This window comes from Sphingobacterium tabacisoli (assembly GCF_017908035.1).
In the GTDB taxonomy this organism is placed as follows: Bacteria; Bacteroidota; Bacteroidia; order Sphingobacteriales; family Sphingobacteriaceae; genus Sphingobacterium; species Sphingobacterium tabacisoli.
The window spans coordinates 2,237,821-2,258,440 of sequence record NZ_JAEQMU010000001.1; the positions used below are offsets into that span (position 1 = coordinate 2,237,821).

Consider the following 20,620-nt stretch of genomic DNA (forward strand, 5'->3'; position numbering starts at 1 on the left):
AACAAACTAACCCCTACTATTATAATTCGGTGCCTCTTTTGTAATCTGTATATTATGAGGATGTGACTCTCTCAAGCCAGCTCCGGTAATTCGCACAAACTGCGCTTCCTGTAATTTCGCTATAGACGCTGCACCACAATAGCCCATCGAAGCACGCAAACCACCTATGTATTGATACACAACTTCCGCTAAAGTTCCTTTGTAAGGCACTCGACCAACAATCCCTTCAGGTACCAACTTCTTAATGTCATCTTCTACGTCCTGGAAATACCGATCCTTCGAACCTTTCTCCATTGCCTCGATAGATCCCATACCCCTATAAGATTTAAATTTTCGTCCTTCGAGTAAAATGGTCTCACCTGGCGCTTCTTCAACTCCGGCGAATAGCGAACCTGCCATAATTGTATATGCCCCAGCAGCAATAGCCTTGGCAATATCCCCTGTCTGCTTGATTCCTCCATCTGCAATCAAAGGCACACCGGTACCTTTCAACGCTTTAGCGACTTCATAAATGGCATACAACTGAGGAACCCCAACACCTGCAATGATACGGGTCGTACATATTGAACCTGGACCAATACCAACTTTGACAGCATCCGCACCTGCATCCGCAAGATCTTTTGCTGCTGCTCCAGTTGCAATATTCCCAACAATAACCTGCAACTCAGGGTATTTCGACTTAACCTCCTTCAACTTATTAATTACACCTAGAGAATGCCCATGCGCCGTATCTATCGTGATTACGTCCACCCCGGCTTTCACCAATGCATCAACTCTTTCCAAAGTATCTCCCGTAACCCCTACAGCTGCACCAACTAATAAACGTCCATGCTCATCTTTTGCTGCATTAGGGTAATGCTTATATTTCTGTATATCTTTAAAGGTAATCAGTCCCTTCAACATATAGTTATTGTCGACCACAGGCAACTTCTCTATTTTATGATTTTGAAGAATCTCCTCTGCTCTGACCAGGTCCGTTCCTTCAGGGGCAACAACAAGATTATCCTTTGTCATTAGCTCATTAATAGGACGAGCCATATTCTTTTGAAAACGCAAATCCCGATTCGTAACAATACCAACCAATTTACCATCCAAATCTATAACAGGAATACCTCCGATTTTATGCTCTTTCATGATACTGAATGCATCTCCCACTGTAGCTGACTCCAACAATGTGACAGGATCCTGAATCATACCACTTTCTGATCGTTTTACTTTACGCACCTCAGCAGCTTGTTCACCAATAGTCATGTTCTTATGTAACATCCCTATTCCACCTGCTTGTGCAATCGCGATTGCCAGATCAGATCCCGTGACTGTATCCATCGCAGCCGAAACCAACGGTATATTTAGTTTTATCTTCTTCGTTAAAAAAGTGCTTGTATCTACATCTCTAGGTAGAATCTCGGAGTAAGCTGGTATTAATAATACATCGTCATATGTGAGACCTTCAGCTACGAATTTTTGTGGATCTAATTGCATGGCAAATATCTTGTGGGTTTTCTATTTGCCAGGCAAAATTACAATTTTTTATCAAAAAACCAAAATAAAAATAACAGCCCCCATTTAATGACGCTCAGATTATATTCATTTTTTTAACCAACAATTAAAGCCAATCGCAACATTTTGGCAAGTTCTTTGCTTAACCTCACAAAGCACAACTATAAAAGACCGAAGCCCCCTTTGCCGCTATCTTCAGTAGACAGAGTATGCGACCACAGTAAAGCTTCATCACCTTTTAATTATATTAATACATACAAGTTCAGAAGAAATACTCATGCTTAGCGAAGCATTCCTCATGAGTATTCCATAAGACAATTAAAAAACGAATAAAAACACATATGAAATATCCATGTAGCAGAGGCTACATAAACACGAATGAATTTAATTTGGATATTCCATATGACAACTTAAAGTCAAATTATATGCATATGAAAAAATTGGCTCTATCTGTATTTGCGATAGCCTTGTTGCTTGGCTCCTCGACTATTGTAAAAGCACAGTCCTATAGAACTGCCCTAGGGGTAGGCATAGATGTAGGTGATGGCCCCACCTTAGGCGGCCCACAGGTCAAACACTTTTTTGATAATCAAAACGCTGGTAATGCACAGGTACTATTCGGTGACAACGTTACATTAATAGGAGTAGACTACTCCTACAACCAGCCGATCCGTGGTGCTCGCGGACTCAGCTGGTATGTTGGCATAGGTCCGCAGTTGACCTTTCTTAACAATAATAGCATCTGGTTTGATGACAAACACCGTGATAACCATACTCATGTCGCTATTCGTCCAGCCGTCGGTCTCGAATTCAAAATACCTTCCGCTCCCTTGGCCTTTCATTTTGACTGGAAACCTTGGTGGAACTTAACCCATAATTCGAGTTTCGAACCGTCAAGATTCACCCTAGGATTCAAATTCACTTTAAAGTAACACACACAACCGCTTCAACCCTATGCCAAAGTCAACAAATAAGCATAGCTGAAACAAAAAGCCTTTTCATAGCGCAATCGGAAACAAAAAGTCCGATTGCGCCATAGGCCCCTCCCCGTTAGCCACTTCTGCTAATATTTTGTTCATATTCCCATAACAAAAACTTTTCAATAGTTATCCATATATTTTGTTTTCATTATACAAAATTTTTATACCTTTGCGATTCTTGGTAAAATATATTCTGTTAAAGTATTAAGTATAGTCCAAGCCTCTAAAAAAGACTTTATCGTCCTTTTTAGCCCAATGATTAACGATACTTTGACATATTTTCACGAGATTTAAAGCAATTAAAAAACATAAACTATATCAAACTAATAGACGAATACAGAAAATGCAGAGTAAAGGGCTGATTAAATTTTTGGTAATAATAGTGGCATTAGCTTGTCTCTATTCTTTATCATTCACTTTTGTAACAAGAAAAGTGGAACGTGAAGCTGAGGCATATGCAGGAGGCAATATTGCAAAGGAAAAGGCATACCTAGATTCCATTGCAGGTGAAACGGTTTATAACTTGGGTTTTGCCAAGTACACGTACAGAGAATGTAAATCTTATGAACTTGCTCTAGGGCTAGATCTTAAAGGTGGGATGAACGTCACTATGGAGATTTCTTTAGATGAGTTAATTAAAAACTTAGCTAATAATCCAAAGGACGAAAAGTTTAACGCATCTCTAAACTCAGCAATTCAAAAAAGTAAATCTTCAAACAAATCTGTTGTCGATCTTTTTATCGGAGATTACAAAGCTAGCGGTGCGTCAGCTAGTTTAGCTTCATTTTTTGCGACAAAAGATAACTCCGCTTTCATCAAAGCAACGAGTTCAGATTCAGATTTAAAAAGTTTCCTTCAAAAAGAAGCAGACAATGCGATCCAAAATTCATACAAAGTATTACGTACACGTATTGATAAATTTGGTGTTGCATCTCCAAACATTCAGATTCAACAAGGAACAAACCGTATCCTTATCGAACTACCTGGTGTCAATGATGAAAGTCGCGTTCGCAAACTCTTACAAGGCTCTGCCAAATTAGAGTTCTATGAGACGCATGACAATATGCAAATCTATCCTTTATTAGATAACATCAATCGTTCTTTAGCGAGCTCTTTGAAATCTAATGAGTCTCCAAAAACTACTGTAAGCACAGATTCTGTAGCAGCAGATAGCACAAAAAAAGAAGACAATCTACTTGCTAATCTTTCTGCCAACAAAGGCGACAAACAGGATTCTAGTGTAGTAGCGGCAAATATGGCTGCAGAAAACCCGTTATTCAGTGTATTGATGCCATCCATATACCAAGCTGAAAATGGACAACAACAACTAGCTCCTGGAGCACAGGTTGGTATCGCCAATCTAAAGGATACTGCGAAAGTAAATGCTTACTTAGCAAGACCAGAGATTAAATCACAGATTCCTTCAAACTTAAAATTGATGTGGGCCGTAAAGCCGGAACATCGTAGTCCTAACTTCTTATCACTGTATGCTATAAAACCACTTCCAGGTGAACATGGTGCAGTACTAACAGGTGAAGTTATTACAGACGCTAGAGATGCTTTCAACCCACAAACCAATGCTCCAGAAGTATCCATGCAGATGAATTCTTATGGTGCTAAAGAATGGAGACGTATTACAGCTAAAGCAGCGCAGACTAAAGCATCGATCGCTATCGTCTTAGATGGCGTGGTATATTCAGCCCCTACCGTAAGTAATGAAATTCCAGGAGGTAGTTCTTCAATCTCAGGAAACTTCACTATTGAAGATACGAAAGATTTAGCTAACGTATTGAAGGCAGGTCGCCTTCCTACAACGGCTAAAATCGTAGAAGAAGCTATTGTAGGTCCTTCATTAGGACAGGCTGCAATTGACTCAGGAGTTAACTCTGCGGTAATTGGTATTGTAGTCGTAATGATATTCATGGTTGTATATTACAATAGAGCAGGTTGGGCAGCCAACATTGCGGTATTATTCAACGTATTCTTCTTGTTAGGTATTTTAGCATCACTAAATGCTGTATTGACCCTACCTGGTATCGCCGGTATCGTATTGACAATGGGTACCGCTGTGGATGCCAACGTACTGATATACGAACGTATACGTGAAGAACTTCGTCTAGGAAAAAGTATTCGTCAAGCTATAGCCGATGGTTATAAACATGCATTACCATCCATCTTAGACTCCCAGATTACAACAGGTTTAGTTGGTGTTGTATTATTCTTCTTTGGTTCAGGACCTATCTTAGGTTTTGCGACAACCTTGATGATTGGTATTATCACATCGTTATTTACATCTATTTTTATATCGCGTTTGATTTTCGAGTTTATGTTAGACAGAGATATGAAAATATCAGTTTCATTCCCTTGGTCTGAGAAAACACTTCAAAACGCTAACTATCAGTTTATCAAAAACCGTAAGAAATTCTATATCGTATCACTGATCGCTGTAGCGATTTCTTTAGGTTTCGTTTTCACCAAAGGATTCACGTTAGGAGTAGATTTCCAAGGAGGACGTACCTATACTGTTCGTTATGACAAAGCTGTTAATCTAGAAACTATTCGTAAAAACTTAGATGAAACATTCCAGTCTACCACAGAGGTAAAAACATTTGGTAGTGAGAACCAAGTTCGTGTAACAACAACTTATCATATCACCGAAACTTCGGATGAAGCTGATGCGGAAGTATTAGCAAAATTAAATGAAGGTCTATCCAAAGAGCAAGGAAATAAATACGAAATCCTTTCTTCTCAAAAGGTAGGGCCATCTATTGCATCCGACATTAAAGGAAGAGCAGCCTGGTCTAGTATCCTTTCTGTATTGATTATTGCAGCTTATATCTTAGTGCGTTTCCACAAATGGCAATATTCAGTGGGTGCAGCTGTCGCAACGATACACGATGGTATTATCCTATTAGGTCTATTCTCTATATTAGATGGTATTGTTCCATTCTCATTGGACATTGACCAGCACTTTGTAGCGGCATTCCTTACTGTACTAGCCTATTCGGTCAATGATACAGTAGTCGTATTTGACCGTATCCGTGAAGATGTAAGCAAGTCAAAAGGTATGAATAGATACTTTGGAGATGTTGTAAATCAAGCGATCAATACCACTTTGAGTCGTACAATTATTACTTCTTTAACAATTATCTTCGTACTTGCAGTATTGTTCGTATTCGGTGGAGAGGTTATCAGAGGTTTCTCTTTTGCGATCCTGATCGGTATTATCGTAGGTACATACTCTTCGATCGTATTAGCGGCTCCTACAGTATATGACTTAGGTAAAGGTAAAAGTATTGCTAAGCCAGCTGAGGAAAAAGTAAAAGTGGTGACTCCTTAATCGGTCACTAGATATTATAAAAAAAGGCTATCGAATGATAGCCTTTTTTATGTCCATTAGATTCAACATAGCAACGTCAGATTCATAGTTTTTTCCAACGGAGATTCGTGAATACAAAGCATTTTATATAAGTTTGTAGGGATAAAAAACAAACGTATGAAGAAAATGATTATACCAGCTTATCTTATTGTAAGCGTATCGTTGGGGTTATCCAGTTGCTCTAATACCTCAAGTAATACGGAACAAAACAAAACGGAGGCGGACGCTCATCAAGGGCACGACCACAGTGCACATGCGAACAGTTCAAATAGCACAGCGCCACAAGCTCCGGCAAACACCCCTTCCAATCTTGCTCAAGGTGACCCTATTGCGCAAATTCCAGCCTTTACGTTTTATAAAGTAAAATCTGGTATTTCATTTACAAATACAGACATTCCAAAAGGAAAAAAAACAGCCTTCATTCTTTTTGACCCAGGTTGCTCGCACTGTAGAACTGAAGCCGCTGCATTAGGCAAAAATTATGACCGCATTAAGGGTGTCAACATCTACTTCGTTTCTATGAATGATCCGGCATTAATGGCATCTTTCTTAGAAACATTCGCAAAAGAACTTGTCGATAAACCAAACGTCGAAGTACTTTATGACAGAAACCAGGAATTCATACAAAAATTCCACGTTCCTACACAATTCCCGGCCAACTACGTCTACGACAAAGACAATAAGTTGCAGGCACATTGGGATGGAGACAAAAATATTAATGAGATAGTAGCAGCCTACACAAAATAACAAGCCCGAAACAACAAGTAATATCCCCCATGAAACATCTATGTGGCTTTGGATGCACAGGCACCAATAAAAACAGTTTGGATATTCCATCCCGACCAGTCCAGACAAGATAATGGGGTTTGAAAAACATATCATTTACATATGAAAATAGCAATAAATGGCTTTGGTCGTATAGGTAGACATACCTTACGCAACCTAATGGTACGTCAGCTTCCAAACATCGAAGTTGTAGCAATCAATGACCTTACAGACCCCGCTACGCTAGCACATTTACTGAAATACGACTCAGTACATGGTCCCTTCCCAGGAGAAGTATCGCATGGGAAGGATTTTCTAATGGTAAATGGTAAGAAAATAACAATATTGAACAAAAAAAATCCAGCAGAACTACCCTGGTCATCTTTACAGATTGATTTGGTTGTAGAGTCTACTGGATTTTTCACCTCTCGGGACAAAGCCAACCTCCATCTAACTGCTGGAGCCAAGCAAGTAATCATCTCTGCACCCTCTTCGGATAAGGACATCCCTACCGTAGTATTAGGGATAAACGACACTGATTTTGATTGGCATGCCCCTATTTTCTCCAACGCTTCCTGTACCACCAATAATGTGGCACCTTTAGTCAAGATATTAGATGAAAACTGGCAAATAGAAGATGGCTATATTACCACTGTCCACTCGATGACTGGAGACCAAAACTTACACGATGCGCCCCATAGAGATCTACGCAGAGCAAGAGCCGCATCATCCTCCATCATCCCCACCAGTACAGGTGCTGCAAAAGCAATAACCAATGTCTTCCCACACTTAGAAGGAAAACTGGGGGGCGCCGGAATTCGTGTCCCTGTACTGAATGGCTCACTTACTGATTTCACCTGTACGCTCAAGAAAAGAACTACCGTAGCAGAGATCAATGAAAAATTCAAAGCTGCAGCAATGGGGAGTCTCAAGCAGGTCTTATATTATACCGAAGACCCTATTGTATCCGTTGATATTATCAACAACCCATACTCCTGCGTCTTCGATGCCCAATTGACCTCTATCGTCGGAGGCTTAGTCAAAGTAGTAGGCTGGTACGACAATGAATTCGGTTATTCCAATAGATTAGTAGACATACTAGAAAGAATCAGTTCCCTGTGATCCGTTTTATAACAGCAGCGCAAACCTTACAGCTCCGATCCCTTGTACTTCGAAATGGGTTGGCCCCAGCAAAATGTAGCTTTGACCACGACCTATATCCTTCAACATTTCATATGGGGTATTATGAAGGAGAGAACCTAGTCTGCATACTGACCTGTATGCAGGAAAATCATGGTAAACTTCCCAAATCAGCGTATAGATTACGTGGTATGGCCACAGCACCAGAGGGCAGGCGCAAAGGATACGCCGCTCAATTACTATTGGCTGCAATGGAACATCTCCGATCCCAGCTCCATATCGACTACCTCTGGTTCAATGCACGTGTTAACGCGTTTCCCTTTTACGAGGCTTTAGGATTCGAATATATGTCCGACGAGTTTGACATCCCAGAAATAGGCCCACATCGTGAAATGTTCAAGATGCTTTAGTTCGCTTAGATCGCTCGTTGAGAAGTATCACCGCGACTAATAACAATACAACTGCGGCTATAAAAATATAAAGCTTATAGATTTGATATATTTCCGGAAAATATTCTAAAAGTCCTTTTCGCACAATCTCCTCCAAGTTCCTCGCTGCGAAAACAAATGCAAAAAGCAAGGGTATTTTATACTGCTTTCGTTGTTCTCCTTCCACAAATTCAATCAGACAGCCTACAAAGAGTAGAAAGCTAACAAAGAGCTGTATTATATGTACAATGCCAATTGTGTGCATTGAAAACAGTAGATTATTGACAATAAGCAAAACAACAGCGAGAATAATACGATAAATAGGTTTCATCTTCAAATATTTTGATTAAACTACATTTCCCGTTCCACTCCCAGACCAAACAAAGCAAAATCATATTTTACCGGGTCATCCGGATCTAAAATCAAAAGGTTTTCCGTTAATTCCACAGCGGTTTTCCAATTCACCTTTTCTAGTGTGATCAGGCCCAATTTACGCGCTACGCGTTCGACATGCACGTCACACGGGCAAATCAACTGAGCTGGCAATAATCGTTGCCAGATACCAAAATCTACCCCCTGATCGTCACGACGCACCATCCAACGCAAAAACATATTTAGCCGTTTACAAGTCGACTTTTGCATTGGCGAACTCACATGTTTGCGAGTACGTGTAGGATAATCTGCCAAAGAAAAGAAATAAGCTTTAAACCTATTCAAGGACACCTCCATATCGATGGGAGAGTTATCGACTTCCTGCCCAATTAAAAAAGCATCTTCCAACGAATCAGAATTCATATAATGATGTTTAAAAAAAGAAACGAAATAAAGTAGATCCGTATCATTAAAGGTACGGTGTTTAAAGTTCAGTAAACTTTTTAGATCCGTCTCCTTATGATTTCGCATAAAATCATAAGGTGTACCATCCATCCTATCGATTAACTCCTTACATTTATTGATGATGGTTTTCCGTTGTCCCCAGGCTAAAATAGCGGCAAAAAAGCCCATGATTTCAACATCTTTCTTATCATCAAAAAGATGAGGAATCAATATCGGATCATTTTCTATAAACTGTGGTCGGTTATATTCCTCGACCTTCTTATCAAGAAATTCTTTCAGGTTAAAAGCACTCATATTACCCCAAAGCCTGTCTTAAATCCTCTACCAAATCGTCACCATCCTCGATTCCAACCGAGAGACGCAACATATTATCAACCACACCTACACGCTGACGTTCTTCCTTTGTCATCGAACCATGGGACATTGTCGCCGAATGATTAACCATCGACTCCACTCCTCCTAATGATTCTGCTATCGAAAATAGCTTAAACCTAGAAGCGATACGAAATGTCTCCTGCAAATCAGCATCCCGTAGCACAATAGAAACCACTGCACCAAAATCCCGCATCTGTCTTTTCGCGATCTCATGTCCCTTATGCGTTTCGAATCCCGGCCAATAAATAGTTTCTATCTTAGGATGATCTTTCAGAAACTCAGCCACTTTTCTAGCATTTTCACAATGTGCGCGCATACGCAAATGAAGCGTTTTTATGCCACGCAAGGCTAAAAAGCAGTCCTGGGGGCCAGGTGTCCCACCACAGGTATTATAATAAAAACGCAACCGCTTGTACAGGACTTCATCATTCATGATCAGAGCTCCCATTACGACATCCGAATGTCCATTAATATACTTTGTAGCAGAATGCATCACAATATCCGCTCCCATATCCAATGGATTCTGCAAATAAGGTGACGCAAAGGTATTATCGACCACATAACATACAGAAGCAGCCTTAGCAATCCTGCCAATGGCCTCCAAATCCACCAACTGTAACGTTGGATTAGTAGGAGTTTCTATCCATATCAACTTTGTGTTTTCAGTAATAGCTTCCGCTACAGCTTCCACATCCGATGTATCGACAAAACGGAATTTGATACCATAATCCGCATATACTTTCGTAAAAATACGATAAGACCCACCATACAAATCATCGCCGGTCAATACCTCGTCGCCAGTCTTTAACAGACGTAACACACAATCAGTTGCTGCCATCCCTGAAGCAAAAGCCAAACCGTACTTCCCGTTTTCTAACGACGCCAAACAATCCTCCAAGGCCTTACGTGTAGGATTTGTTCCACGAGAGTATTCATACCCTTTATGCTCACCGGGATACGGCTGTTTATAGGTAGAGGTCTGATATATCGGAGTCATGATAGCACCGGTAGCAGGATCAGCCTGCTGTCCCGCGTGTATAGCGCGGGTTGCGAACTTATAAGCCATAGTATTCAAAAATTTTGCTCATATAAACTTACTAAAAATCTAGTGGTGAAGGATACTTATACGAATATTTCAGCCTATCGATAATCTTCTGCCCCGATACGACCTTTTGATGATTGGCCAAAGGGTCAAAACCAGATGGAAGTAGCAATCCGTACTTGGACGCTGATGCTAGGATGACCTCCTTTTTCGTTGGATGCATTGGAGCTACAATATTATAAATATCAGGAGGAGGCAACGATTCAAATCCCAGTTTGATCAACGCAGATACATCCTCTAAATGTATAAAGTTAGCAGGTTGCTCCCCACTTTGACACACCCTTCCACCAAAATACTTGGCAAATATACGTTCCTTACCAAATAGTCCACCTAGTCGATATACCAGGGTAACAGGAAGAGTTTTCATGATCTGTTCCGCTCCCAATAGCCTTTTATCCAATTCACCCGTCCATTCTTCATCATACAAACCGTCTTTATCTGGATATACACCGATAGAACTCAAAAAAATATGTTTTTTAAAAACAATCCGTTGCAAAAGACATTCAACATTACGGAACCTACTATCGAGCACCTCTGCAGTATTTCTCGAAGTAGCGGGGACAGAGTTCAGAACAAAATCAACGGAATCAGGCAACGCGATCTCCCCTTTCAATTCTCCATCGAAGTCAATATGAACTCCATGATATCCCAAGCTCTCAAACATAGTGACTTTATCTAACGAGGTCGTAGATATCCACACCTCGTATCCAGCTCCATGCATAAGCGCGGCGACATCTTGACCTACCCAGCCACCACCTAATATCAATATTCTTGGCCTAGTTGTACAAAACATCGTATTCATCTTAAAAAACAAACCTATTAAAAACCAAAAAATCGTAAAAAAGTAAAACTGTTAGAAACACTACAATCTCACTTTTTTACGATTTAAAAAGACAAATCAGCTAGCTGATTTAATATGCTTTCGCAAAAAGAACTCTCTTAGACGAAGGCTTACCTGTAAAAATACACACCCCTTCTTCTTCCTTCGCATCCAAAGGAATACAACGTATAGTAGCCTTGGTCTCTTCCTTCACCCGCTTCTCCGTTTCTACCGTACCATCCCAATGACAAGAAACGTATCCGCCTTTGTTTTCTATTATATCTTTAAACTCATCGTAGGAATTAGCCTCCGTAGTATGACTAGCTTTAAAGTCTAATGCTTTCTGATATATGTTCTGTTGTATATCTTCTAAAAGAACCTCTATAACATTTGCGAGCCCCTCTTGCGCTACCGTTTCTTTTGTTTGCTTATCACGACGGGCCAACTCTACCGTACCATTCTGCATATCGCGTGCCCCTACCGCTACACGAACGGGTACACCTTTCAATTCCCATTCCGCAAATTTAAACCCAGGACGCTGTGTATCACGGTCATCATACTTAACAGAGATATCCTTACCTCTCAGCTCCGTTTGTAGATTCTTAACAAATCCATCAATGTTTGCTTTCTCCTCCTCTGTTTTATAGATAGGTACAATAACGACTTGTATAGGTGCTAATTTTGGAGGCAATACTAAGCCTTGGTCATCCGAGTGCGCCATGATAAGTGCGCCCATCAGACGGGTCGATACCCCCCACGATGTCGCCCATACATACTCCTGCTTACCTTCTTTACTCGTAAATTTAACATCAAAAGCCTTTGCAAAATTCTGTCCCAAGAAATGGGACGTACCTGCCTGCAATGCCTTTCCGTCTTGCATCAATGCCTCAATACAAAAAGTATCCAATGCACCCGCAAAACGTTCATTTTCTGTTTTTCGGCCACGCACTACTGGAACCGCTAATGTATTTTCAGCAAAATCAGCGTACACCGCCAACATTTGCTCTGCCTCAGCAATGGCCTCCTCGCTCGTAGCATGTGCCGTATGTCCTTCTTGCCATAAAAACTCTGCAGTTCTCAAAAACAGGCGTGTTCTCATCTCCCAACGCACTACATTGGCCCATTGATTGACCAAAATTGGCAAATCCCGATAAGACTCAATCCACCCCTTATACGTGTTCCAGATAATGGTTTCCGATGTAGGTCGTACAATTAACTCTTCCTCCAACTTCGCTTCCTCATCTACAATGATCTGCCCATTACCGTCATTTTTCAACCGATAGTGTGTTACTACAGCACATTCTGTTGCAAAACCTTCCACATGAGACGCCTCCTTAGAGAAGAAAGACTTGGGAATAAACAAGGGGAAATAGGCATTACTATGTCCTGTTTCCTTAAAGCGTTTGTCCAAAATGGCCTGCATACGCTCCCAAATTGCATACCCATAGGGTTTAATAACCATACACCCCCGCACAGCAGAGTTCTCTGCTAAATCAGCCTTAATCACCAGGTCATTATACCATTGAGAATAATCCTCGCTTCTACTCGTTATTCCTTTGCTCATTGTTCTTTTTTAACTATTTAATTTGTAACAATATATTATGGTTACGGACAATCCGTAATAATATCTTTTTCCGTCGATAAATTAATTTATATTTTTGAGACAGGGATTAAACCTTTGCAAAAATATGCGTCTAAGATAGTAAAAAGAGACTAGATTATATAGACACTTTAGTGATAAAGATATAAAGAGCCCTACATGTATAATACAGAATACCGTGGGTTATTCATTAAAAAGGCTCCATCTGAAAGCTAAACAAAAAATCAAACAGATGAAAACAAATAAATTACTTATCGGAGGCTGGACTTTAGCACTTGTTGCCGTATTGAGCTCCTGCTCGACGAGTAGACAAGTAACGTATAGAGACGATGTCTATAACAATCAGGCTGCAGGTAGCAGACCTGCACCGGTTTATCAAAGTCCTGATTATTACTATACCGAGCAACAAAATTCGAATTCCAATACAGACGGTGGCTATTATTCAGATGAATATTCAGACGAAGAATATTACGAGGATCAGTACGAAGACCTACAATACGCAAATCGTATCAATAGATTCTATTATTCTGCCCCAGGCATGACCTATTATGATCCTTGGTTTGACCCATGGTACGGATATGGTGGCTTCGGCTTAGGTTGGTCTACTGGTGGATGGGGTTCGAGCTGGTCCATTGGATTTGGATGGGGATCGCCTTACTACAGCTACGGCTGGGGATCACCTTATTATGGTTATGGCTGGGGAAGACCTTACTACGGATACGGCGGTTATTGGGGACACAACTCTTATTACAATTCTTGGGGACACCCATACTACGGATACAATAATAACTATTATTATAACAATGGTTATTATGGCAGTAGACGTCCTGCTAATTCTTCTGTGCGCTCTACCAATCGAGATCGATTCAACACGAGAACAGCAAGTTCTAGCCGTAGAGACGCAGGATCTACCTCTAGCAGAAGAGGTTCCACAGGAGTGGTACGCGATGCTAACGGTCGTATTGACACTAGATCCACCACATCAAGTCGTAGAGGTACTACCGACGGAACAATATCAAACCGAGTAGGCACATCTCGCGGAGACGGTGGTAGCCTAAGAGGCTCAGCCAACACATCACGTAGAGGAACTTCTACGGAGGTAAATAGAGGAAATATGGACTCAGGAAGAGGGACAGACACTCGTGCAACAAGTAGTAGACGTGGACAATCTACAGGTCAAGGTACGGTAGCAAGACCTACACGACTGACAGATCTAGCACTTCTAGACCGGCTACTGCTCCTTCCTCAAGTCGCCGTTCAGATAGTGGCAGTTCTTCCAGAAATTCCGGAAGCACTTATACACCGCCTTCGAGAAGCAGTGGTTCATCCATGTCTAGTGGTGGTGGTTCTATGTCTCGCGGAGGCGGAGGCGGAGGTGGCGCTTCATCGACCCGTTCATCAGGTTCATCAAGACGCTAAAAGTAAGCTAATCCTCAAAAAAAGGCATTAGTCTAGATAAACAGTTCTTTAAACGAAAATAAACACTATCCTTATAAACAGCCAATAATTAAATTGGCTGTTTATAAATTGGACAAACAGTAATTTATGAAAATTAAGCATATTATCCTTTCGGCATTCGTCTCGAGTATATTTTGGACACAATCGCATGCCCAATCCGTAGACGATGCAATAACATTTTCAAGAGAAGACAACGGCGGGTCTGCGCGAATGAAAGGAATGGGAAATCCCCAAACAGCACTAGGAGGTGATATTTCATCGATCAATGGAAACCCTGCCGGTCTAGGTTTCTTCAGTCGATCAGATATGTCTATCACATTTGATTACCTAGGAAATAAAAACAAAACTTCTTACCAAGGGATGAACTCTAACAGTAAGAAGGACAATTTCGGTGTAGATCAAGCAGGTGTTGTTTTTCACTTTCCTACCTCAGCCTACCGTTCCAATTCAGGCTGGATGAATTTCAATGTAGGAATAAGTTATAATAAAACGCAAAATTTTAATAATAGACTAACCTACGAAGGCGTAAACAATCAAACCACAATTGTAAATGCACTTTCGGATATCATGTCTGGAGACTTCGGTGCAGACTTTGCTCAATCCAATATCGTAGAACAATTCGGAGATTCTAAAAAAGGCTACTTCCCCTTAGCTAAAGAAACGGCGGATAAAAAACAGTATAACGACATTATCACCAGAGGCAACCGTAGCAAGACCGCTATTGCCTTTGGTTCCAACTACAACAACAAGTTTTATATTGGTGCTACATTAGGTATTACCTCATTCAGATATGAAAAAAGCACCCAGTTTATTGAAAATGGCTGGACCAAAAGCAGAGATGAAATTTTAGTAGACAATCCAAACTCAGATTATGCTGACCCGACAAAGCCAGGGTATAAATATACTGAAGCCAGCTATGAACTATTTGACAATCAAGCTCAAGTGACAGAAGGTTCTGGAGTAGATTTCAAACTAGGAATGATCTATAAACCTACAACCGACTGGAACATTGGCCTTACAATCAATACACCTACCTGGACAACAGTTAAAGATGATAGCCAAGCGTACACCGACGTGCATTTCTACGATAATGATTCCGCAAAAGATCCTTTTGAGGTCTACGAATCGAAAAACTACCCTGGGCAGCTAGACTACAACATGACTACCCCTTGGAAATTTGGCTTAGGCCTTTCCAAATTTTTCAGTAGAGGACTCTTGACAGCAGACATGGAGTACGTCACATACAATACCATGCGCTATTCTTCGGCCAATTATTCAGGTGGAGGATCATATGATAATATAAACAAGGATATAAAAAATTTATATAAAAATGCGGTCAACTTCAGAATCGGCGGAGAATTCTTATTTACTAACATCTTAAGTGGTCGTGCTGGTTTCAATTATTTTGGCAATCCTTACAAAGATGGGATTAAAGATGAGAACTACAGCGGCAGCTTAGGATTGGGGGTAAAATTAACAAACTCTCTTTACATGGATCTAGCTGTTGTACACCAAGTCAATTCATACAATCAAACCGCTTACACTATAGCTGAGGACTTCTGGAAAGCCCCGAGCCCGGTAGCATCGATTGATCACAAAAGAACAAGTGGTATCCTAACGTTAGGCGCAAAATTCTAAACAGTTTCAGATACTATTAAAAAGGGGCTGTCTCGAGTATACGAGACAGCCCCTTTTTCTTTATACAGTAAAAAACTGATACTTCATATTTCTTACTAAAATAGGTCCGGTTCAACTTGACACCAATTAGGGCCCATTTTAATATATAATAAGGATTTTATACGGACTTTATTCGGAGATAACAGGGACTTCATTCGGATCAAACCGAATAAAGTCCCTGTTATCTCCCTGCTATATCCTGATTTATTACTTCTTAAATAATAACTTAGTAATAACATGTTCCCTAGTTATTAAGATCATTTAGTTAAACTTAAAACAGCATGGGGAGAACAGAAAATGGACCAATGGAATCTGTTCGTCGAAAAGTAGGATCATTAAATGATCCTAGATATCTAAATCAACGGAAGAAGTAAAAGCAAAAAAGCCTCGAGTGGAACACGAGGCTTAATATACTTAACAAAAGTGGCTTAACTAAGCCCCTTTTTAATATGATGGATTCACTATTTCGCGATTATGGTTTCAATACCCAACGAATCAAACAGCTCTTGAAAAGCGGGAGGTATCTCATTACTGATAACGATATCGATCTGTGAAAAATCTACAATTTTCCCAAAGCTCTTTCTACCAAATTTACTGAAATCGGCCAATACGATAACCTGTTGTGCTACAGTAATCATTTTTTGGTTTAACATCGCCTCTTGAGCATTCGTTGTGGATATACCGTAGTCGAGATCAATACCATCTACCCCCAAAAACAATTTCGAACAGAAAAAATGATCTAAGATATTATTCGCATATTGCCCAGTCACTGACGATGATGTACGACGTACAGAGCCCCCCAATTGGATGACCTCAACATTTTGATGTTTAAGTAACTCCAGCGTCACGTTCAATGCAGATGTAACCACAGTAAGATTTCCCTGTGGCATGATTTCTCGCGCCAGAAACTGCGTTGTTGTCCCCGATCCAATAATAATAGAATCATTAGCCAAAACCAGTCTAGATGCTGCTCGCGCTATACTTATCTTTTCATCTTCATATATTTTTTGCTTTTCAACAACGGACCTGTCTGTTTGATAAGGATTCTGCCTTGTAGCACCACCATGTGTGCGATACACAAGCCCCGTATCTTCCAAAAACTGTAAATCTTTACGGATTGTTACAGAAGAGACACTTAATTCTTCACATAAATCCAAAACAGAAACGTGTCCATTTTGGTTTACTTGTTTGATGATATATTGATGCCGTTCGACATTATTCATACAGATATTACTAATTTTCATTGGATACCAGTTACCTCTTTGGTATATCTGGGCAGATGTAGCGAACTGCATTAACAAGAGCATCCCTCCTACATTCACAATCCTAAGATAATTAAGTTATTCTAAAATTAGGACATTTATCTAAAAGACTTCATAAACTTTCGTTTATTTACGTTTTTTATTATTTTTACAAAACAAAGCACAAATAAACACAGGGAATCAAAATGAAATTCACAAGAAACGAAGCTTTAGAAAGCATTCAGAATACAGACCTTTGGGATATTGCCATTATAGGGGGCGGAGCTACCGGCTTAGGAATTGCCGTTGATGCCGCTTCGAGGGGATACCGTACGCTACTTGTCGAAAAATACGATTTCGCAAAGGGCACATCAAGCAAGAGTACGAAGCTAGTTCATGGTGGAGTACGCTACCTTGCCAATGGCGACATAAAACTTGTGCTATCTGCTTTGAAAGAAAGAGGCTTACTCTTTAAAAATGCACCTCATGTTTCTTTCGTGCAGAGCTTTGTAATACCGTCCTATTCAACTTTCAATAAGTTGAAATTTCTTATAGGTCTAAAACTATACGATTGGATGGCTGGAAAACTGAGAATAGGGAAATCTACCTTATTGAATAAAGATGAAGTCACTCAAAAATTACCCAAGATAAAGACTAAAGGCCTAGTAGGTGGTATACAATATTACGATGGTCAGTTTGATGATTCCAGACTTGCTATCAATTTGGGACAAACAGCAGCTTCTCATGGAGCCACCCTATTGAACTATGCCGAAGTCAACAACATCACCAAAGATGCAACAGGTAAAACAAATGGATTAAGCCTAGTAGACACCTTATCAGGAGCTACGTTTACCATTCAAGCAAAATCAGTGATCAATGCAACAGGCGTCTTTGTGGATGATATTCTTAAACTCGACACCCCCACCCACAAAGATATTGTTCGCCCGAGTCAAGGAGCGCATATCGTCATCGACAAAAAATTCTTAGGCAATGAAGATGCACTAATGATACCGGAGACCAGTGATGGACGTGTACTTTTTGGTGTACCATGGCATGACAAAGTACTACTCGGCACCACCGACACCCCACTTCATGCACATCAGATTGAGCCTAGACCACTCCATGAGGAAATCGATTTCATCTTGAAAACAGCAAATGATTACCTCGAGAATGCGCCTACTGAAAAAGACGTTCTTAGTGTATTTGCAGGCTTACGTCCATTAGCGGCACCCACCGATGGTGACTCCGAAAGCACGAAAGAAATATCGAGAGACCATAAGCTCATCAAGAGCGCCTCTCAATTGATCACCATTACTGGGGGAAAATGGACTACTTATCGCAAAATGGCAGAAGAAACAGTTGATTTAGCCATAAAAACAGCTAGTCTTTCCCCTACCACATGCAAAACACAAAACTTACCAATCCATGGCTATTCTCTGAACAAAAAGCCTGGTCATTGGCAAGTCTATGGTTCAGACATTGAGCCACTCATGAAACTGGCTTCAGAATCTCCTGCATTAGGAGAGAAACTTCATCCGATGTATGAATTTCTAGCTGCAGAAGTCGTTTGGGCATGTCGTAATGAAATGGTTGCCAAAGTAGAGGACTTTTTAGCACGACGAGTACGTTTTCTTTTATTGGATGCTAAAGCCTCTTTAGAAGCTGCCCCAAAAGTCGCATCACTAATGGCAGAAGAGCTGGGTAAAAATGAAGCTTGGATAGCGAAAGAAATCGAAGATTATACAACCCTTGTTAAAAACTACACCCTATAATAGCTAACCTAATAAACCCAATATATGATGAAGAAGGAATATATACTCGCTCTGGATCAAGGTACCACCAGCTCCCGAGCGATTCTTTTCAGCCAAAAAGGAGAAATTATCGAGATCGCTCAAAAAGAGTTTACGCAGATATATCCAAAGTCAGGCTGGGTAGAGCACGATGCCCAGGAAATATGGTCTACCCAACTTGCCGTTATGACCGAAGTAGTCGCTAAGACAAAATTAAATCTAGAAGCGATCAAAGCCATAGGTATAACTAATCAAAGAGAAACCACTATAGTTTGGAATAGAAAGACAGGCAAACCAATCTATAATGCTATCGTATGGCAGGATCGCAGAACAGCAGACTACTGTAAAAAAATTGCAGAGAAAGGACTAGAACGCACCATACAGGAAAAAACTGGACTTCTTATCGACGCCTATTTTTCCGCTTCTAAAATCAATTGGATACTCAATAATGTAAAAGGAGCTAAACAATTAGCCCAAAAAGGCGAGCTTGCCTTTGGCACCGTAGACTCCTGGCTAGTGTATAACCTTACAAACGGCGAAAAACATATTACAGATGTCTCAAACGCCTCACGCACCTTACTTTTAAATATCCACACTTTACAATGGGACAAAGAACTTCTGGATATTTTCGAAATACCAGAATCAATGTTACCCATCGTATGTAGTAGCTCCGAGATATACGGGCACACGACTCAGAATATCGCTAAAGTCCAGATCCCGATTGCTGGAATTGCGGGAGATCAACAAGCCGCTCTTTTTGGTCAACTATGTACCCAAAAGGGTATGGTTAAAAACACCTATGGGACAGGCTGCTTTCTACTCATGAACATTGGTAAAAAACCGGTTATATCCAGCAATAAATTGGTAACCACAGTTGCCTGGAAAATCGGCAAAGAAGTTAACTACGCTTTAGAAGGCAGCATCTTTATAGGTGGCGCTGTAGTACAATGGCTCAGAGACGAGCTAGGTATTATCCGCAAATCCAATGAAGTCGAAAAACTAGCCAATAGTGTACCTGATACCAATGGTGTCTATCTCATACCGGCATTTTCAGGATTAGGTGCTCCACATTGGAATGCTGAGGCCCGAGGCACTATGGTTGGACTATCCCGCGGTTCTAACGCGGCACATATTGCCCGAGCTTCATTAGAGAGCATCGCCTATCAGACCTATGATATATTGAAAGCGATGGAAGCGGACTCCGCATCCCGTATAAAAGAACTACGGGTAGATGGCGGTGCGACCCAAAATAGTTTCTTAATGCAGTTTCAGGCTGACATTCTAAAGACCAAAGTCATCCGCCCTTCTATTACAGAAACTACAGCCATGGGGGCTGCATTTCTTGCAGGTTTGGCTGTCGGATTCTGGAAAGACACCAAGGAACTTCAAGCGCTGTGGGAAGAAGATAGAATATTTGAAGCAACGAAATCAAAGAAATATGATGCCCAGCTTGCAGAATGGAAAAGAGCAACCGATACTGCTAAATTTTGGGCAGATTACAAGAACTAACAAGAGGTAACCACCTTTC

Annotated in this window: 15 protein-coding genes; 9 read left to right on the top strand and 6 right to left on the bottom strand. The window is 40.6% G+C overall.

All coding sequences use genetic code 11. The features are described from left to right. Positions 1 to 6: 6 nt before the first annotated feature. The gene (gene guaB / locus JKG64_RS09465) at positions 7 to 1,482 is read right to left on the bottom strand and encodes an IMP dehydrogenase (protein ID WP_021069995.1); all 1,476 of its coding nucleotides are present in this window, start codon (positions 1,480 to 1,482) and stop codon (positions 7 to 9) included. A 449-nt stretch (positions 1,483 to 1,931) separates the two neighbouring features. Between guaB and JKG64_RS09470 the strand changes: the two genes are divergently transcribed. From JKG64_RS09470 to JKG64_RS09490, 5 genes are all read left to right on the top strand, one after another. Beyond that, a complete protein-coding gene (locus tag JKG64_RS09470) occupies positions 1,932 to 2,432 on the top strand; it encodes a hypothetical protein (RefSeq protein WP_210354037.1) in 501 nt (166 codons plus the stop codon). A gap of 391 nt (positions 2,433 to 2,823) precedes the next feature. After that, complete coding sequence (gene secDF / locus JKG64_RS09475) at positions 2,824 to 5,820, top strand: protein translocase subunit SecDF (protein WP_210354038.1); 2,997 nt, start codon at positions 2,824 to 2,826, stop codon at positions 5,818 to 5,820. A gap of 156 nt (positions 5,821 to 5,976) precedes the next feature. Further along, a complete protein-coding gene (locus tag JKG64_RS09480) occupies positions 5,977 to 6,606 on the top strand; it encodes a peroxiredoxin family protein (protein ID WP_210354039.1) in 630 nt (209 codons plus the stop codon). A gap of 141 nt (positions 6,607 to 6,747) precedes the next feature. Further along, positions 6,748 to 7,746: a type I glyceraldehyde-3-phosphate dehydrogenase gene (gap, locus tag JKG64_RS09485; RefSeq protein WP_210354040.1), complete on the top strand. Its 999-nt coding sequence runs from the start codon at positions 6,748 to 6,750 to the stop codon at positions 7,744 to 7,746. Then, positions 7,743 to 8,174 carry a GNAT family N-acetyltransferase gene (locus tag JKG64_RS09490; protein ID WP_210354041.1) on the top strand — a complete coding sequence of 144 codons (432 nt, stop codon included), beginning with the start codon at positions 7,743 to 7,745 and terminating at the stop codon, positions 8,172 to 8,174. Before gap ends, JKG64_RS09490 begins: the two co-directional genes overlap by 4 nt. Positions 8,175 to 8,543: 369 nt before the next feature. Here the strand turns inward: JKG64_RS09490 and JKG64_RS09495 are convergent, their stop codons facing one another. From JKG64_RS09495 to proS, 4 genes are all read right to left on the bottom strand, one after another. Continuing rightward, a complete protein-coding gene (locus tag JKG64_RS09495) occupies positions 8,544 to 9,323 on the bottom strand; it encodes a TIGR02757 family protein (RefSeq protein ID WP_210354042.1) in 780 nt (259 codons plus the stop codon). Position 9,324: 1 nt separating this feature from the next. Then, complete coding sequence (locus JKG64_RS09500; RefSeq protein WP_210354043.1) at positions 9,325 to 10,470, bottom strand: trans-sulfuration enzyme family protein; 1,146 nt, start codon at positions 10,468 to 10,470, stop codon at positions 9,325 to 9,327. A gap of 31 nt (positions 10,471 to 10,501) precedes the next feature. Continuing rightward, positions 10,502 to 11,299: a Rossmann-fold NAD(P)-binding domain-containing protein gene (locus JKG64_RS09505; RefSeq protein WP_210354044.1), complete on the bottom strand. Its 798-nt coding sequence runs from the start codon at positions 11,297 to 11,299 to the stop codon at positions 10,502 to 10,504. Positions 11,300 to 11,417: 118 nt separating this feature from the next. After that, positions 11,418 to 12,890 (bottom strand): proline--tRNA ligase, encoded by a 1,473-nt coding sequence (gene proS, locus JKG64_RS09510; protein WP_210354045.1) that lies wholly within the window; start codon positions 12,888 to 12,890, stop codon positions 11,418 to 11,420. A 268-nt stretch (positions 12,891 to 13,158) separates the two neighbouring features. Between proS and JKG64_RS09515 the strand changes: the two genes are divergently transcribed. Together JKG64_RS09515 and JKG64_RS09520 are read left to right on the top strand one after the other, a co-directional pair. After that, a complete protein-coding gene (locus JKG64_RS09515; RefSeq protein WP_246512516.1) occupies positions 13,159 to 14,376 on the top strand; it encodes a hypothetical protein in 1,218 nt (405 codons plus the stop codon). A gap of 95 nt (positions 14,377 to 14,471) precedes the next feature. Next, on the top strand, positions 14,472 to 16,022 hold the full coding sequence (locus tag JKG64_RS09520) for an OmpP1/FadL family transporter (RefSeq protein ID WP_210354046.1): 1,551 nt from the start codon (positions 14,472 to 14,474) through the stop codon (positions 16,020 to 16,022). A 500-nt stretch (positions 16,023 to 16,522) separates the two neighbouring features. Here the strand turns inward: JKG64_RS09520 and JKG64_RS09525 are convergent, their stop codons facing one another. After that, positions 16,523 to 17,305 carry a DeoR/GlpR family DNA-binding transcription regulator gene (locus JKG64_RS09525; RefSeq protein WP_246512517.1) on the bottom strand — a complete coding sequence of 261 codons (783 nt, stop codon included), beginning with the start codon at positions 17,303 to 17,305 and terminating at the stop codon, positions 16,523 to 16,525. Positions 17,306 to 17,508: 203 nt separating this feature from the next. Between JKG64_RS09525 and JKG64_RS09530 the strand changes: the two genes are divergently transcribed. Further along, entirely contained in the window at positions 17,509 to 19,074 is a 1,566-nt protein-coding gene (locus JKG64_RS09530) for a glycerol-3-phosphate dehydrogenase/oxidase (RefSeq protein WP_210354047.1), read from the top strand. Between the two features lie 24 nt (positions 19,075 to 19,098). Next, positions 19,099 to 20,601: a glycerol kinase GlpK gene (gene glpK, locus JKG64_RS09535; RefSeq protein ID WP_210354048.1), complete on the top strand. Its 1,503-nt coding sequence runs from the start codon at positions 19,099 to 19,101 to the stop codon at positions 20,599 to 20,601. The last annotated feature ends 19 nt before the right edge of the window (positions 20,602 to 20,620 follow it).

What these genes read in the sequence shown, in the direction of transcription:
- gap (WP_210354040.1), top strand. Translation starts at nt 6,748, where the DNA reads ATGAAAATAGCAATAAATGGCTTTGGTCGTATAGGTAGACATACCTTA.
- guaB (WP_021069995.1), bottom strand. Translation starts at nt 1,482, where the DNA reads ATGCAATTAGATCCACAAAAATTCGTAGCTGAAGGTCTCACATATGAC.
- JKG64_RS09495 (WP_210354042.1), bottom strand. Translation starts at nt 9,323, where the DNA reads ATGAGTGCTTTTAACCTGAAAGAATTTCTTGATAAGAAGGTCGAGGAA.
- JKG64_RS09480 (WP_210354039.1), top strand. Translation starts at nt 5,977, where the DNA reads ATGAAGAAAATGATTATACCAGCTTATCTTATTGTAAGCGTATCGTTG.
- JKG64_RS09515 (WP_246512516.1), top strand. Translation starts at nt 13,159, where the DNA reads ATGAAAACAAATAAATTACTTATCGGAGGCTGGACTTTAGCACTTGTT.
- proS (WP_210354045.1), bottom strand. Translation starts at nt 12,890, where the DNA reads ATGAGCAAAGGAATAACGAGTAGAAGCGAGGATTATTCTCAATGGTAT.
- glpK (WP_210354048.1), top strand. Translation starts at nt 19,099, where the DNA reads ATGATGAAGAAGGAATATATACTCGCTCTGGATCAAGGTACCACCAGC.
- JKG64_RS09530 (WP_210354047.1), top strand. Translation starts at nt 17,509, where the DNA reads ATGAAATTCACAAGAAACGAAGCTTTAGAAAGCATTCAGAATACAGAC.
- JKG64_RS09505 (WP_210354044.1), bottom strand. Translation starts at nt 11,299, where the DNA reads ATGTTTTGTACAACTAGGCCAAGAATATTGATATTAGGTGGTGGCTGG.
- JKG64_RS09525 (WP_246512517.1), bottom strand. Translation starts at nt 17,305, where the DNA reads ATGAAAATTAGTAATATCTGTATGAATAATGTCGAACGGCATCAATAT.
- secDF (WP_210354038.1), top strand. Translation starts at nt 2,824, where the DNA reads ATGCAGAGTAAAGGGCTGATTAAATTTTTGGTAATAATAGTGGCATTA.
- JKG64_RS09500 (WP_210354043.1), bottom strand. Translation starts at nt 10,470, where the DNA reads ATGGCTTATAAGTTCGCAACCCGCGCTATACACGCGGGACAGCAGGCT.
- JKG64_RS09470 (WP_210354037.1), top strand. Translation starts at nt 1,932, where the DNA reads ATGAAAAAATTGGCTCTATCTGTATTTGCGATAGCCTTGTTGCTTGGC.
- JKG64_RS09520 (WP_210354046.1), top strand. Translation starts at nt 14,472, where the DNA reads ATGAAAATTAAGCATATTATCCTTTCGGCATTCGTCTCGAGTATATTT.